General features: G+C 36.4%; 13 protein-coding genes. 2 read left to right on the top strand and 11 right to left on the bottom strand.

What is annotated here, in order from left to right:
- The first annotated feature begins 131 nt into the window (after positions 1-131).
- Positions 132-1,184, top strand: a complete 1,053-nt coding sequence (locus ACWZFG_RS01650) for a nicotinate phosphoribosyltransferase (RefSeq protein ID WP_147667982.1) — start codon at positions 132-134, stop codon at positions 1,182-1,184.
- A 46-nt stretch (positions 1,185-1,230) separates the two neighbouring features.
- Here ACWZFG_RS01650 and ligA read toward each other — a convergent pair whose 3' ends face one another.
- The 3 genes from ligA to ACWZFG_RS01635 form a co-directional block, all read right to left on the bottom strand.
- Complete coding sequence (gene ligA, locus ACWZFG_RS01645) at positions 1,231-3,249, bottom strand: NAD-dependent DNA ligase LigA (RefSeq protein WP_455576944.1); 2,019 nt, start codon at positions 3,247-3,249, stop codon at positions 1,231-1,233.
- 22 nt (positions 3,250-3,271) lie between these two features.
- Complete coding sequence (gene pcrA / locus ACWZFG_RS01640; protein ID WP_147667978.1) at positions 3,272-5,494, bottom strand: DNA helicase PcrA; 2,223 nt, start codon at positions 5,492-5,494, stop codon at positions 3,272-3,274.
- Positions 5,495-5,630: 136 nt separating this feature from the next.
- Positions 5,631-7,271, bottom strand: a complete 1,641-nt coding sequence (locus ACWZFG_RS01635; protein ID WP_455576943.1) for a putative manganese-dependent inorganic diphosphatase — start codon at positions 7,269-7,271, stop codon at positions 5,631-5,633.
- A gap of 288 nt (positions 7,272-7,559) precedes the next feature.
- Here ACWZFG_RS01635 and ACWZFG_RS01630 point away from each other — a divergent pair, with 288 nt between their 5' ends.
- The gene (locus ACWZFG_RS01630; RefSeq protein ID WP_177505360.1) at positions 7,560-8,351 is read left to right on the top strand and encodes a tRNA 2-thiocytidine biosynthesis protein TtcA; all 792 of its coding nucleotides are present in this window, start codon (positions 7,560-7,562) and stop codon (positions 8,349-8,351) included.
- 25 nt (positions 8,352-8,376) lie between these two features.
- On the opposite strand, the gene ACWZFG_RS01625 is transcribed toward ACWZFG_RS01630, so the two are convergent.
- The 8 genes from ACWZFG_RS01625 to hisH form a co-directional block, all read right to left on the bottom strand.
- The gene (locus tag ACWZFG_RS01625; RefSeq protein ID WP_455576942.1) at positions 8,377-9,669 is read right to left on the bottom strand and encodes a divergent polysaccharide deacetylase family protein; all 1,293 of its coding nucleotides are present in this window, start codon (positions 9,667-9,669) and stop codon (positions 8,377-8,379) included.
- A 191-nt stretch (positions 9,670-9,860) separates the two neighbouring features.
- Positions 9,861-10,037, bottom strand: coding sequence for a hypothetical protein (locus tag ACWZFG_RS01620; RefSeq protein WP_177505358.1), 177 nt, complete (start codon positions 10,035-10,037; stop codon positions 9,861-9,863).
- Positions 10,038-10,043: 6 nt separating this feature from the next.
- Positions 10,044-11,774, bottom strand: a complete 1,731-nt coding sequence (locus ACWZFG_RS01615; RefSeq protein ID WP_418627283.1) for a phosphoethanolamine transferase — start codon at positions 11,772-11,774, stop codon at positions 10,044-10,046.
- Positions 11,775-11,984: 210 nt separating this feature from the next.
- A complete protein-coding gene (locus ACWZFG_RS01610; protein WP_455576941.1) occupies positions 11,985-12,719 on the bottom strand; it encodes a SagB/ThcOx family dehydrogenase in 735 nt (244 codons plus the stop codon).
- Position 12,720: 1 nt separating this feature from the next.
- Positions 12,721-13,410: a bifunctional phosphoribosyl-AMP cyclohydrolase/phosphoribosyl-ATP diphosphatase HisIE gene (hisIE, locus tag ACWZFG_RS01605; RefSeq protein WP_177505434.1), complete on the bottom strand. Its 690-nt coding sequence runs from the start codon at positions 13,408-13,410 to the stop codon at positions 12,721-12,723.
- The gene (gene hisF / locus ACWZFG_RS01600) at positions 13,404-14,162 is read right to left on the bottom strand and encodes an imidazole glycerol phosphate synthase subunit HisF (RefSeq protein ID WP_455576940.1); all 759 of its coding nucleotides are present in this window, start codon (positions 14,160-14,162) and stop codon (positions 13,404-13,406) included. The genes hisIE and hisF overlap by 7 nt, the downstream gene beginning before the upstream one ends.
- Before the next feature lie 4 nt (positions 14,163-14,166).
- Complete coding sequence (gene hisA / locus ACWZFG_RS01595; protein ID WP_177505355.1) at positions 14,167-14,895, bottom strand: 1-(5-phosphoribosyl)-5-[(5-phosphoribosylamino)methylideneamino]imidazole-4-carboxamide isomerase; 729 nt, start codon at positions 14,893-14,895, stop codon at positions 14,167-14,169.
- 19 nt (positions 14,896-14,914) lie between these two features.
- Positions 14,915-15,526: an imidazole glycerol phosphate synthase subunit HisH gene (hisH, locus tag ACWZFG_RS01590; RefSeq protein WP_455576939.1), complete on the bottom strand. Its 612-nt coding sequence runs from the start codon at positions 15,524-15,526 to the stop codon at positions 14,915-14,917.
- Positions 15,527-15,543: the final 17 nt, after the last annotated feature.

Raw genomic sequence — 15,543 nt, 5'->3', positions numbered from 1 at the left:
CTCCTATTGATTACAAATGCGATTTTATTGTATCATAATTAAAACTACTTAAATAGAAGTTTTCTTTCTTTTAAACTAAATATTCTCTTAGCAAAATATATTATTAAAAATCTAACCTGGAGGAACTCATAATGAAAACTAGACATAATCCAAATACATTCATATTTCCTGTAGAACAAATAAAATCTGGGTATTACAGTGATGTGTACTTTCTACGTACACAAGAAATTTTAAATGCTGCTCAATATCATCCACGTATAATGATGCAAATTTTTCAACGCGACCATGCAATTCTCTGTGGAATTGATGAAGCAATTGCATTAATTAAGCAATGTGCATACCATCCTGACACAATTAAAATTCATGCGTTACACGACGGTGATGAAATTGCGCCTTGGGAAACAATCATGACAATTGAAGGCGATTTAGCTGATTTCTCTCATCTAGAAACTCTTTATTTGGGAATTCTTGCGCGCCAAACAAAAATTGCAACAAATGCACGAAAAGTTGTTAAAGCTGCAAATGGTAAACCTGTACTTTTCTTCCCATCACGCTTTGATCATTACACAGTACAAGAATCTGACGGATATGCAGCCAAAATTGGGGGTATGCAAGGAATTTCTACACCAGCAAATGCAAAAACATGGGCGATTGAAGCTGCCGGGACAATCCCACACGCTTTAATCGCTGCATATCAAGGCGATACAGTAGCTGCGACGAAAGCATTTGATCATTACATCGATCCTTCAATCCGTCGTGTTGCTCTCGTCGATTTTAACAATGACTGCGTTGGTACAAGTCTAGCCGTAGCAAAAACACTAGGCGACCGATTATATGCAGTAAGACTTGATACATCAGATAAGATGGTAGATAAGTCAATTCATGAACAAATGGGAAGTTTCCCTCCTACTGGCGTAAATCCACAATTGGTTCACAATGTCCGCAATGCTTTGGATAACGAAGGATTTGACCATGTAAAAATTATGGTCTCTGGTGGATTTAACGAAGCGCGCATAAAACAATTTGAAAAAGAAAATGTTCCCGTAGATGTATATGCGGTAGGAAGCAGTATTTTTAAAACGAATGTTGATTTTACGGCTGACGTTGTTATGGTCGATGGAAAGCCTTGCTCAAAAGTAGGTCGGAACTACAATCCAAATCCACGTTTAGAAATCGTTAAGTAAATTGCAAAAGGGTGCATGAACATAAAAGTTCATGCACCCTTTTGCTTTAATTTTCTTCTACCATTTTCATAAATGCAGCTTCGTCAATAATCGCGATTCCTAAATTCGCCGCCTTGTCGAGCTTGCTTCCCGCTTCTGTTCCGGCAAGAACGTAATTCGTTTTTTTACTTACCGAACCAGAGACCTTGCCTCCCCTATTTTCAATCATCTCAGCTGCTTCTTTTCTCGTTAAAGTCGGCAACGTTCCTGTTAAAACAAAAGTTACCCCAGCAAAATTCTGCGCCACTCTATGTTCAACTGTTTCAGCGGTCATTATTACGCCTCTACTTTTGAGTTTTTCAATTAATTCAATGTGTTTGAGTTGATTGAAGTAAGTTACTACGCTTTGCGCAATTTTCTCACCGATATCTTCAAGCAAAATAAGTTCGTCTACTGTTGCCCTTTGCAATGAAACAACATCGCCAAATTTTCTGGCTAAAGTTGCTGCTGCTTTTACACCGACAAACCGAATTCCAAGTCCAAATAAAACACGAGATAACCCCGCTTTTTTACTTATCTCAATTGACTGAAGTAATTTCGCCGCTGATTTTTCGCCCATTCGCTCTAAATTGACCAATTGTTCTCGCGTCAATTGATATAAGTCTGCAACATCTTCAATTAAATGAGATTCTAATAAATTGCTGACAACCGCAGGCCCTAGCCCTTCAATATTCATTGCATCTCTCGATACAAAATGAATAATTTTTTCCCGGATTAATGCTGGACAATTTTCATTTGTACACCGATAAGCGGCTTCATCTTCCACACGTTTTGCTTCGCTTCCACAAACCGGGCATAAATGCGGCATAACGAAAGGGACTTCTTTACCTGTACGCTTTTCAGTTAAAACGGTAAGAACCTCTGGAATAATTTCTCCCGCTTTATGAATTAACACCGTATCACCAATACGAATATCTTTTTCTTTGATATAGTCCTCATTATGCAAAGTAGCTCGACTAACTGTAGAGCCTGATAGTAATACTGGCGTTAAATCTGCCGTAGGCGTTAACACCCCTGTACGTCCAATACTAATAACGATATCTTCAACAACAGTTACTGCCTGTTCTGGTGGAAATTTATATGCAATTGCCCAACGTGGATCTTTTGCTGTTGCTCCAAGCAGCTCCTGTGCAGCTAGATCATTAACCTTCATTACCATTCCATCAATCGCAAATGGTAAATCGTTGCGTTTATCAGACCAGCTTTGACAATATTGTGCAGCTTCATCAATATCACTGGTGACTTTATACATCCGATTAATTTTAAAACCCCAAGCTTCAAGACATTTTAGCATCATCTCATGAGTAGAAATTTCAATGCCTTCATGCGCTCCTATTCCGTATAAAATCGAATCTAATGACCTTTTAGCTGCTTCTTTAGGATCAAGCTGTCTTAATGAACCAGCTGCTGCATTCCGCGGATTTGCAAATAAAGGTTCGTCATTTTCTTCCCGCTGCTCATTTAACCGAATAAACGATTCTTTGGGCATATATACTTCACCGCGCACCTCTAAAAATTGCGGAATTTCTACCTTATCTTGATGAAGTTCCAGTGGTATTGAACGAATCGTTTTAATATTTGCAGTTACATCTTCACCAGTAACTCCATCTCCCCGCGTAGCCGCACGTACCAACTTGCCATTTTCATAAACAAGATTAATTGCCAATCCATCAATCTTATGCTCAATGACGTATTCAATTGCTTGTGTAGTATCTAATCCATTTTGCACCCGTTTATGAAAGTTCAATAATTCCATTTCTGAAAAAACGTTTCCTAAACTACGCATTGGCGTAAAGTGCGTGATTTTTTGAAACCCTTCAGCCGGCTGCATACCAACACGCTGCGTTGGTGAATTTTCAGTAACTAAATCCGGATACTTTTCCTCTAATTCCTTAAGTTGTTTAAACATCATATCATACGTATAATCATCAATTTCAGGAGCATCTAATACATGATATCGGTGCATATGATAATTAATTTTTTCTCTCAAACTGGTAATTTCTTTTTTTGCCTGCTCGCGGTTCATTTTGCCACCTCTACTGCTTTACTTATACTTTCGTAATCGGTGCATATTTCTGCATTAAAGCTTTAATTCCCTGCTCTGGAAATGCGATTTGGAGTTCAACTTCTTCCCCTGATCCTTTTACTGCAACCACAGTGCCAATTCCCCATTTTCCATGTTTTGCTTTATCGCCAGCACGCCATGCTACATTCGTATCAGGCTTAATCACATCTGCCCTTTGCACTGGTGTCGTCGCTGTTTGCATCTGGTTCGTTGGACGGAAGCTGCTGCTAAATCCAATTTGATTATTGCTCGCATTGGTAAAGCCATAATTATTTGCCCGTACAACCAGCCTATCTAAATATTCATCCGGAATTTCGTTTAAAAATCTAGATTGTGGATACGATAATGTCTTTCCATAAATTGTCCGCATTTTGGCATTCGTTAAATACAATTTACGTCTGGCTCTCGTAATCCCCACATAACAAATCCGCCGCTCTTCTTCAATTTCACTTTCATTCATTAACGTTCTCGCATGTGGAAATAACCCTTCTTCCATCCCCGCAATAAATGCAATTGGGAATTCCAGACCTTTTGCGGAGTGAAGCGTCATTAACGTCACGCGATCATCTTCTAAATCGGCATTATCAATATCTGATACCAGCGCAACTTGGCTTAAGAAATTTTCCAAATTGTCCACTTCACCACTTTTAGCAAAATCTTTTGCCACACTTAACAGCTCTTTCAAATTTTCAATTCTCGTTTGATTCTCCACTTTATCTTCCGCTTCAAGCTCGGCAAGATAGCCGGATTCTTTCATCACATGATCAATTAAATTCATCACCGACATATTATTTTGATACGCCATCATTTTAAAAACAAATTCTGCAAACAATTCTAACGGTCGTTTTACACGTGCCGTAATTCCCGGTACCATATCTGGATTTGATACAACATCAAACAACGATAATTGATTTGCATTGGCATATTCATTCAATTTGCCAATCGTCGCATCCCCAAGCCCACGTTTTGGCACATTGATGATTCGCATCAAACTTACGGTATCATTGGGATTAAAAATCACTCTTAAATAAGCAAGAATATCTTTGATTTCCTTGCGATCATAGAATTTTAACCCACCAACCATCGTATAAGGAATCCCCGCGCGCATAAAGCCTTCTTCTAAAACACGCGACTGTGAATTCGTACGATATAATACGGCAATATCTCCATAAGATGTATTAAAAATCGTTTTTTGTTTTACTATTGTATTGGCGATAAATTGCACTTCATCACGTTCATCATTTGCTAAATAACATGTAATCTTTTCACCGGTTTGATTTTCCGTCCAAAGTTCTTTAGGCTTACGGTCGATATTGTTTTCAATGACCGCATTTGCAGCTGCCAAAATGTTTTTCGTCGAACGATAATTTTGCTCTAATTTTATGGTCAAAGCATCAGGATAATCATTTTCAAAATCCATAATATTACGAATGTCAGCACCACGCCAGCCATATATACTCTGATCAGCATCACCAACAACACATAAATTACGATATTTTGCCGCTAATAATTTAGCTAGTAAATATTGTGCCGCATTCGTATCCTGATACTCGTCAATTAAAATATATTTAAACCGAACTTGATAATTCTGCAAAATTTCTTCATGCTCTTGCAGTAAAGTTACCGTTACCATTAATAAATCATCAAAGTCCAATGCATTATTTGCCTTTAATTTTTTCTGATATAACGCATATACTTCCGCGACCTTTTTCGTAAAGAAGGTATCCGCCGAGCGCTCAAATTCACGCGCACCCGTTAAAGCATTCTTGGCGTTAGAAATCACACCTTGGACGCTATTCGGTGCATATTGTTTGTCATCTAAATTTAGCTCTTTTAAACAATTCTTTATTAAAGTTAAGGAATCGCTGGAATCATAAATTGTAAAATTCTTTTTATAGCCATCTAAAACTTCAATTTCACGTCTTAAAAATTTTGCACAAAAGGAATGAAATGTGTTAAGCCAAACATCTTTCGCTTTATTTCCGATCATTCTATCTACGCGTTCACGCATTTCAGCTGCCGCTTTATTGGTAAACGTAATTGCTAAAATATTATAAGGGGCAATCCCTTGTTCTAATAAATTTGCAATTCGGCAAGTTAGCACCTTCGTCTTGCCGGAACCAGCTCCAGCCATGATAAGTAACGGCCCTTTCGTTTGTTTTACCGCCTCGGTCTGTGCTGGGTTTAATCCTTCAAATATATCCATCTTTTCCTCCATCTTTACTTTCGCTAAATCATGAATCTCCACTATATTCTTATGTATAAAGAATATAGTAACCTCTGAAAACTGATGACTCAGTCTCCAGAGGTTAATTTACGTCTCTATATTTGCGTAACTTATTTTACATATCTTTTTTAGATGCTTCAACCATCGGTGGAATAATTTGTTTTTTACGAGACATTACGCCCGGTAAATAAATCAAATTACCACTTGCATCTTGATGGAATGCTTCACCTATAATCGTTTTTGGATTACCTGTAAACAGTAGATGTGTTCCTTCATCAATAATATCAGTTACCATGAGCAAACTCATATTATACCCTTCAGATTCACAAATACTGTTCATGCAAGCAATCAATTCATCTTTTAATGCCAATACTTCTTCTGTATCCATAACCGAAATTTGGCTGACTATCATACGATAATCACCAATTTGGAATTCCTTCAAATCATTTTTTGCGATTTCCATCGGTGTCATATCTCCAATACCTGAGCCCGCTTTTAATAATGCCATACCGTGCTCATTAAGATCAACCCCCGCAATTTTTGCTAACTTTTCAGCAGTTTCTTTATCATAAGGTGTGCATGTTGGAGATTTAAATAACACTGTATCGGAAATAATCGCCGATAACAATAAGCCAGCAATATCCGCCGGAATTTCTATATCACGATGCCAATGCATATTAGCTACAATTGTAGCAGTACAACCAACCGGTTCTTGACGCGTAAAAATAGGATCACTTGTTTGAATCCCACCTAAACGATGATGATCAATAATTTCAAGAATTTTAGCTTCTTCAATTCCTTCAACAGCCTGACTCCGTTCATTGTGATCAACTAAAATTACTTTCTCGCGTTCTGGAATGGATAACCGATCACGACTTACAATACCAATTAATTTTTCATTTTCTACTACTGGATAATTTCTAAATTGTGTCGCTTGCATCGTTCCTTTGATATCACTAAGCATATCCGTCGGTTTAAATGTCGTTACATTTTTTTGCATAATCATACTTACAGGAATACATTGATTTACCAATCTAGCACAAGTATATGTATCATATGGAGAAGATACAACTAATAAATTTTTCTCTTCTGCAAGCTCAAGTACATTGGCTGGAATTTCACCATCACCAGTAACAATTAAACAAGAAATATCCTGCTGAGCAACAATATACATCGCTTCTTTTCGATCGCCAATCAATACTACATCGCCTGATTTAATGAATTTATGAACAGTCTCACGGCTTCCAGCTCCAATACGCACATTGCCTTTTACCGTTTGACTCATATCGCCTTGATTAATTATTTCCCCATCAACAACCTCAACGATTGCCTTTAATGATACATTAGCTTCTGCTAAGTTTTGCATGCTCAACTCATTAAAATAACGTTTCGCTAAGTCACTCACTGTAACTATCCCGCATAAATGATTATGAGAATCAACAACTGGTACTGATTTCATATCATGTTTACGCAGAACTTCACCTAGTCTTCGTAAATTATCCGTTTCTTTAACTACAATATTACAAGCCAAAGTAACATCCTTTACCCTTGGATATAAATCAGTAATTAATTTCGGCGTTTCCATTTTAAATGCTTCTAATACATATTTCGTTTCTGCATTAATTTTTCCCGCTCTTGCCGGTAAAACATTCTCACCTAATTTTTGTTTCAAATGTGCATAACCAATTGCCGAACAAATTGAATCGGTATCTGGATTACGATGTCCAATCGTATAAGTTGGTTTTGTTGATTTCATAAGATTAACCCCCATTATCTTTATCTATAATAAATTGAATTCATTATACAAAAAACCTGCTTACCTGCCCGCATAGTTTTCATTATATATTATTATACGACATTTTACCTATTCTAGAAAAGTACCCTCCTATTTTTTCTTTTTAAACGAGATATTATAGTATTCCCTAATATTCTCATATTTCTACTTTTGTATTTAGCGAAAATAGAAATATTTATAATCATTCTTTTATTTTTATTGATTTACGCTATAATAAAGAGAATATAAAAGGTTTAATTGAGGTGTAAAATGAATATTCAACTCCCCCAAATGTATTTTAGTAGAATTTTACGTGCGATTGTAGAATTTGATTTAATTGAAGAAAACGATAAAATATTAATCGGTTTATCAGGTGGTAAAGACAGCGTGTTTATGACCTATGCATTGGCTGTACTCCGTGAACGATTAAACAAAAATTTTTCTTTAGCTGCCATCACGATTGATCCTATGTTTACTGATAAATTTGAAACTAACCGTCTCGAAAAATTTTGCACAGATTTAAAAATTCCATTTTTTACGCAGCAAGTAGATATCGCCGGCATTATTAAAGAACAAAATGGTAAAGATCCTTGTTTTACCTGCGCTTTTTTTCGACGTGGAGCAGTAAATCGTTATGCTAAAGAAAAAGGCTATAATAAAGTAGCCTACGCACATCACAATGATGATGCCGTAGAAACTTTTTTCATGAGTTTACTTTGTTCAGGGCAATTAAAAACTTTTTTACCCAAAACTTATTTAGATCGCAAAGATTTGACGGTTATTCGCCCTCTTGTCTATTTTCGTGAATCAGAATTAAAAGATAGCGTTCACATTCACGGATTTACGCCAATAGAAAGTCCATGCCCGCTAAATGGAAAAACAAAACGTCAAGAAATTAAAGAACTCATTGCTACTCTTGGCAAAAATAACCCAATGCTTTATTCTCATCTTGCGGCTGGCATGCGTGAAAGTGCAATCGTCGAGTTATGGCCTCCACAAAAAAATCGTTATGAAATGAAAGATATCTATAACAAATTTATCTATGGAGAAAACAAAAACTGAGCTGAATTTCAGCTCAGTTTTTTTCTTACTGTAAAAGTTCAGTTACAAATACAAATTCAACACCTTTTGCTTCAAGCTCTGGAATGATTTCTTTTATTGCTTTTGCTGTATTCATTCTCGCATGCCCAATTGCAATCGCATCACCATTGCGCAAAGCCATATCGCCAGCAGTTCTTAATTGCATTTTAATCGCATTAACATCACTATCATTATCAATAAATAGTTCATTTTGAGCCGTTGGTACACCGAGTTTACGTGCGGTACTATATGCAACAGAACTACCACTCGTATGACTGTCAATAAAAAATAATCCTTTTCCCTCCATCTCATTCATTACGGTTTGCATAACCCTGTTATCTGCTGTCGCCTTAGATCCTTGATGATTATTTACTCCGGATATATTAGGGACAGCCTCTGTTAACTGGTTAATCACCGCTCTAATTTCATTCTCGCTCATGTCAGTATGAATTGTTATCGCTTCTTCTTTTGCCGCACTACTCATAGCTTCCATTGGTAAATGTAAAATAAGTATCCTGCCATCCTGCTTTCCATATTTCATTGCATCCATACTATATGGATGATTTGGTAAAATTGCAAAAGTAAGAGGTCGATGAATTCCACGATAAGCTTGAATCGGTTCCTTTGTATAACCAAAATCATCAATAATTAAAGCAAGTTTTCCCTCTCCTGGCGTAGTTTTTCTTTCCTTAACTTTCTCGACAGTCGCAATATTTTCATTTGACTTTTGTATGACAAAAATTTTAGTTGCAATAATCGTTACATCATCATTATCTTCTAATTTATCTTTTACGCCAATATCATAACGCATCACAGACTGACCATTATATTTGTCAGGTTCTATAGTTAAAATATCAGCCCCAATCTTTCCAAGGCGTTTTTTTAACAATTGCTCAAAATCATTGATTTTGCTTATCTCCAGCGAAATTGGAATCTCACTGCAGGTCCATTTAATTGATCCCTCAACCGATTTTCTTGATACCATTTTGCTTAAATTCTTTACATCAAGAATCGTAGCTCCATTTTCAGTTATCACATCATCAACAACTTGATTCACTTGCTTCGTTTTATCTGTAAAATCAGCAATTGCTGCTGAACCTGTTTTCTCAACAATATAATTAGGCACTGATTTTATATGGTCATCTTTTTTGTCATCGTTAACAAAGTAAAAATATCCGCAAGCCAGTGCAATCGCTAAACTTATCATAAAAAATGAACGAAAAATAGTCCTCGAATGGCTTTGTTTTACTTTTGACTTTGTATTAGTTTTTTTATTCTTTCCTGTTCCATTTGTCGCCATATAAAATCACCTACTTTTCCTGATATGAACCCGGCTGTTTCAGTGGGAGTTAAAGTCCTACTGAAATCAGACACATAATCCAGGGACTTACGGTATCTTTACTTTCGTCTAGAAGGGAATATTATAGCCCCCGTTAGCCATCGGATAAAAATACTGGAATGTTCATTATTTTAAACATTCCAGCATTTTTTCTATTTTCCTGCTAAAGCTTCATCCACAACTCGCTTAACTCTCGCTTCACTTATCTTTCTCATACAATAAACAAGGCTGTTTTTGCGATAATGTGCATTGATGCAGGCACAACACTTTCCATGATTTTCACAATTCACGTGTGGACACGTACAATTTTCCACATTACATTTTTCCAATATAATCTACCCTCTATTCTGTATTACATCAGATTCTTTAGCAGCACCATTTTTTATTTCCTTATCATAATCACGTTCATTAAAAATACGTTTTCTTGTTATATCAAAATTTTCATTAATAATGCTGCGTCCAGAATTATAATCAGGAGTTTTTATGTCCATAAGATCTAAAAACGTATGAATCATATCATCTGTCATATATGGATTGTCTGTTGAATTCATAATATGCTGCATCTTCTCTGGATAATTCTTTTTAAACTCTTCTGAACCCCATATCATCATCGGAATTTCTATCATGTGACGATTTGGATTTTCTTCAATATGTCCAGTGAAATTTTGCTCATCATACACAGCTTCGCCATGATCTGAAACATATAAAACAACGGTTTCTCTATCCCTAAATTTATTAATAATTTCATTGACGACAAAATCATTATAATAAACAGCATTATCATATTGGGCAATAATCGTTTTCTTTTCATCATTGACATCAAGATGAATATCATCTTTGGAAAATTTAGAAAAAGCATAAGGAAAACGATTATAATAAAGTCCATGTGCTCCCATAAGATGAATCACAAAAAAATTCTTTTCCCCCGGTTCTAGCAATGCGCGATCTATTAATGGAAATAGCTCCCCATCTACAATCCCATAATCTTCTCTGGATTCACGAATCCTTGTAAACTCATGCTTTGTACTATGTTGCGCAAAAATCTGAGCAACATTGCCCCAAATTCCAGAACTCTCTTGATTTGATAACCAAAAAGTCTTATAACCTGCTGCATTTGCAATATCAATCAAATTATTATATTTATACCACTCTTTATCCGATTCATAATTACAAAACGTAAATAATTTACTTAATACGGCAATCGTCGTTGAATGTGGACTAATAACATCAGTAAAGACTTGTAATTCTTGATTATCGCGCATTCTTTGAAAATTAGGCGTATTCGGCAAATAATAGCCATATACACCCATATGATTTCTATTCGTCGACTCTCCTAAAATTAAAACAACATTTTTAACTTTAGATTTATTTTCCCTTAACTCAATATTGGCGTTTAGCTTTCCTGATAAATCATCATACGCTTCTATATTTTTCAAAGCCACTTTTGCTGAAGCATATGCACGCTGAAAAGGAATAAACTGATGATCTATAAAGAATTCACCATAACAATAAAACATCCGTACCATATAAAAAAGACCTATAACAAAAACGCCCACTGCAAATTTGTTGAAATGAGGTTGACTACGCACGCCATCAATCAGCCTGCGCTTTCTCACAAAATAAAAAAATATTAATGATAATACGACATAGGCAACTTCTTTTACACCAACATACATATCTAAAAATTCTAAAGCTTCACGAAAATTTGTCTCAAATAATGAATTAATAATTCCTGTGCCAATTAAAGACTGATAATTATACATCGTAAAAAATTCAACACCAAAAATAATAGATGAAATAAATAAAACAAGTCCCTTTACCGTTTCTTTTAGCCAGGTCTTTTTGCAAAGCAGCTTAATCATTCCCGCTACAATAAAGACAGCAAAAAACAAACTAAATCCATAACAAAATAAAAGATCTATTTTATCTTCATTAATCAGTGACCAGGCCATTGTCGTAAAGTTGAGCAAAAATAAAGTAATAATAAATCCTAGACAATCCCGAAAAATACATTGCACTTTTTCACCAAAACTTAAAAGTTTCATCTTTAAAACTTTTTTATTCAACACATTCACCCACCACTATATTTTACAAAATAATTCAATCATTTTATTATGATAGACTATAAATAAACTTTAGGCAATATAAAGTTTGCATTTTTTTTTGGAATATCTTAGATTTAAAAATTCTCTTAAACTATTTATACGGTATGAAAATTTCTTATATACCTTTTCTTTGTCTATAAAACAAAAAAGCAAGCTTTTTGCTTGCTTTTTTCATTTCCCGATACACGCGCCATAAATTGCAAATTGTTTTTCGCCATCTACACCAAGTACTTTATTCAATTCTTCATCATTAAAAGCTGCGATTGCGCAAGCGCCAAAATTTAACGTATTCGCTGCTAAATATATATTTTGACAAACATGTCCAGCATCTAAATGTAAATAACGATACCCACGATCACCATAGCGCCATGTCATGCGTTCAGCAACAGCCGTCCAGATAAAAGTTACCGAACTTGATAAAATCATTTTTTGATTCAAAAATGCTTGCGTAATTTCCTGGGCAATTGTGTCTGATATATTAACCTCAATTAACACATGTTCTAAAGCAAGAAAACGATATAGTCCCGCTGGAATGCCTTCGACATGATTAATTAAAACATAGGTTTCAAATGCATGTCTCGCACCAGCTGATGGAACATTTCTCAGTGTCCCCGTTTCTGGCATTGCCATTTTTACCCCTTGTGAGCACCACAAGAGATAAGATAAATCATGCAATGTAAGCATCGTATTGTGATATTGTCTTACACTTGTTCTAAGTTCAATCAGCTCTAAGAAATTGACTTCTTTTTCGGCTAGCATATCAGGCTCGGGTAATTTCACCATTTTTGCATTCGTCTGATATGGCAATTCAAATGCTGGCATTGGCAAGCCTTGTTTTTGTCCACTCGGGTTTAGATTTGCATACGTCGTTGCTTGCATAAATTGAGTTCCAACTGATTTTTCCATATTACTCTGGTCTTTGGAAACGATGATAGTTTCCACCCTTTCTGCGTTTTTCTAGTTCTGCTAGCAATTCACTTGGTGTAATCTCATGAAAAGCCAGTAATACTAAACAATGATACCAAAGATCAGACATTTCGTAAAGAATTTCATCTTTATCCATATTTTTAGATCCAATAATTGTTTCTCCAGCCTCTTCTACAACTTTCTTTACTATTTTATCTTGCCCTTTTTCAAATAAGTAACTTGTATAGGAACCTTCGGCTGGACTCATTTTACGTTCATTAATTACATGGTATAAATCATGTAAAATCGTCGCTGCACTATTACCATATACTTGTGCCTCATCAAAGATTTTTTCAGCAATATCCTTCGTTTTTATTAGACTGCGTCCGCTAAAACAAGAATATGTACCAGTATGACAAGCAACCCCAGTTTGTTGTACTTTAATTAATAAACTATCGCCATCACAGTCATAGCAAATATCTTTTACTTGCTGCACATTGCCCGAAGTTTCCCCTTTTTGCCAGAGCGTTTGACGACTGCGACTATAGAACCAGGTTACGCCTGTTTCAATCGTTTTTTGCAACGATTCTTGATTCATATAGGCAAGCATTAAAACTTCACCATTTTCATCTTGTACAATTGCTGGAACCAAACCAGCTTCATTAAATTTAACTTTCTCTAAATTCACAATCTAACCTCCACACCACGCGATTTCAAATATTCTTTCACTCGCCTTACGGTGAATGTTCCATAATGAAATACCGAAGCTGCCAAAACCGCATCGGCTTTTCCCTCCGTCAAAACATCATAAAAATGCGCCATTTCTCCTGCACCACCAGAAGCAATAACCGGAACATTCACCGCTTCTGATACGGCTCGCGTCAATGGAATATCATACCCATTCTTCGTCCCATCACAATCCATACTCGTTAAAAGAATTTCACCTGCACCTAAATCAACCGCTTTTTTTACCCATTCTAAACAATCAAGCCCAGTCGGCGTTCTACCACCATTGATAAAAACTTCCCAACTATTTTCGCCATTTCTTCTCGCATCAACGGCAAGAACAATACATTGACGACCAAACTTTTCTGCTCCCTCAGCAATAAGCTGTGGATTTTTTATTGCTGCAGTATTTAAAGATACTTTATCCGCCCCGACTTTTAACATCCGGCGAATATCTTCTTTAGTCCGTATACCGCCACCAACGGTAAAAGGAATAAAAACTTGAGATGCACAAGCTGAAACAACATCCACCATCGTATTCCGCTCTTCATGTGACGCTGTGATATCCAGTAGAACAAGTTCATCGGCAATTTCTTTATCATATACCGATGACAATTCTACAGGATCTCCCGCATCACGCAACCCAACAAAATTTGTTCCTTTTACAACACGACCACCTTTTACATCAAGACAAGGAATAATTCGTTTTGTATACATTGCATTACTCCCCTTCTGCAACTTTTAACGCTTCTCTTAAATCAAGCGAATCCGTATAAATTGCCTTACCGACAATAACGCCTTCAACGCCTGAACCTTCCACTGCTTTGACAGCTTTAATATCCTCAATTGAGCTTACGCCACCCGAAGCAATTACAGCAATATTGCTTAGTTTTGCTAAACGTGCTGTTGCTTTTACATTTACCCCGCTTAGCATTCCATCACGTGAAATATCTGTATAAATAATCCGTTTGACGCCAACTTCAGCCATCTGCTTTGCAAGTGCATCTGCCTCAACGCCGCCTGATACACCCCACCCTTCAACAGCAACAATGTCGTCACGTGCATCAATTCCGACAATGATTCGATCGCCATATTTTTTGCAAGCTTCTCTTACTAAATTTGGATTTTTTACTGCTACAGAACCTAATATCACTCGAGAAACACCTAATGATAAAAGTTCCTCAATATTTTCTAAAGTGCGAATCCCGCCGCCGAGCTGTACTGGAATATCTACATTCTTTACAATCGCTTCAATTGCCGATAAATTCACTGATTTTCCAGCCAAAGCCCCATCTAAATCCACAACGTGTAAAAATTCAGCACCCAACGATGCCCATTTTTTTGCCATTTCTTCTGGATTGTCACCAAAAATTGTTTCTTTATCAAATCGCCCTTCTGTTAAGCGAACACATTTGCCATTGCGAATATCAATCGCTGGAAATACAATCATGCCAACACTTCCTTACTTTCTATACTGCTTTGTTTTTTACAAAACTCTCAAGTATTTTTAAGCCAACACTACTAGATTTTTCTGGATGAAACTGCATTGCCTGCACATTGCCTCTGCCGACGGCAGCCGTCAATTCACTTCCATATTCCGTAACCGCAGTGATAATGGATGCGTCTTCTGGCACGGCATGAAAACTATGGACAAAATACACATATGGATTTTCCGGCAACCCCTTTAATAGTGGCGTAGCATTCCTTAGCGACAAACTATTCCATCCCATATGAGGAACTTTTAAGTTAGGAGCAACAATTTGTCTGATTGCTCCCTTAAATATCCCAAGCCCAGCAACGCCAGGCGATTCCTCACTACGCTCAAATAAAAGTTGAAGTCCCAAACATATTCCTAAAAAAGGTTTACCAGATGCAGCTGCCTCTTGAATAACCGGAATCAATTCGGCTTTTTTTAACGTCTCCATACAATCGCCAAATGCACCGACACCTGGTAAAACAACTTTATCTGCTCGTCTTATTTTTTCTATATCATTTGTAACGATGGCATCTGCGCCAAGCTTTACAAAAGCTTTTTCCACACTAAACAAATTGCCCCGTCCATAATCAATAATCGCAATCATAGCGCATCCTCCTAATT

This window comes from Anaerosinus sp. (assembly GCF_965318445.1).
Note: the sequence above shows the minus strand (reverse complement) of the source record. Positions and strands in the feature narration are given on the sequence as shown.

Bases quoted from the DNA above. Each gene is read 5' to 3' on its own strand.
- ACWZFG_RS01650 (WP_147667982.1), top strand. From the start codon at position 132: ATGAAAACTAGACATAATCCAAATACATTCATATTTCCTGTAGAACAA.
- ligA (WP_455576944.1), bottom strand. From the start codon at position 3,249: ATGAACCGCGAGCAGGCAAAAAAAGAAATTACCAGTTTGAGAGAAAAA.
- pcrA (WP_147667978.1), bottom strand. From the start codon at position 5,494: ATGGATATATTTGAAGGATTAAACCCAGCACAGACCGAGGCGGTAAAA.
- ACWZFG_RS01635 (WP_455576943.1), bottom strand. From the start codon at position 7,271: ATGAAATCAACAAAACCAACTTATACGATTGGACATCGTAATCCAGAT.
- ACWZFG_RS01630 (WP_177505360.1), top strand. From the start codon at position 7,560: ATGAATATTCAACTCCCCCAAATGTATTTTAGTAGAATTTTACGTGCG.
- ACWZFG_RS01625 (WP_455576942.1), bottom strand. From the start codon at position 9,669: ATGGCGACAAATGGAACAGGAAAGAATAAAAAAACTAATACAAAGTCA.
- ACWZFG_RS01610 (WP_455576941.1), bottom strand. From the start codon at position 12,719: ATGGAAAAATCAGTTGGAACTCAATTTATGCAAGCAACGACGTATGCA.
- hisF (WP_455576940.1), bottom strand. From the start codon at position 14,162: ATGTATACAAAACGAATTATTCCTTGTCTTGATGTAAAAGGTGGTCGT.
- hisA (WP_177505355.1), bottom strand. From the start codon at position 14,895: ATGATTGTATTTCCAGCGATTGATATTCGCAATGGCAAATGTGTTCGC.
- hisH (WP_455576939.1), bottom strand. From the start codon at position 15,526: ATGATTGCGATTATTGATTATGGACGGGGCAATTTGTTTAGTGTGGAA.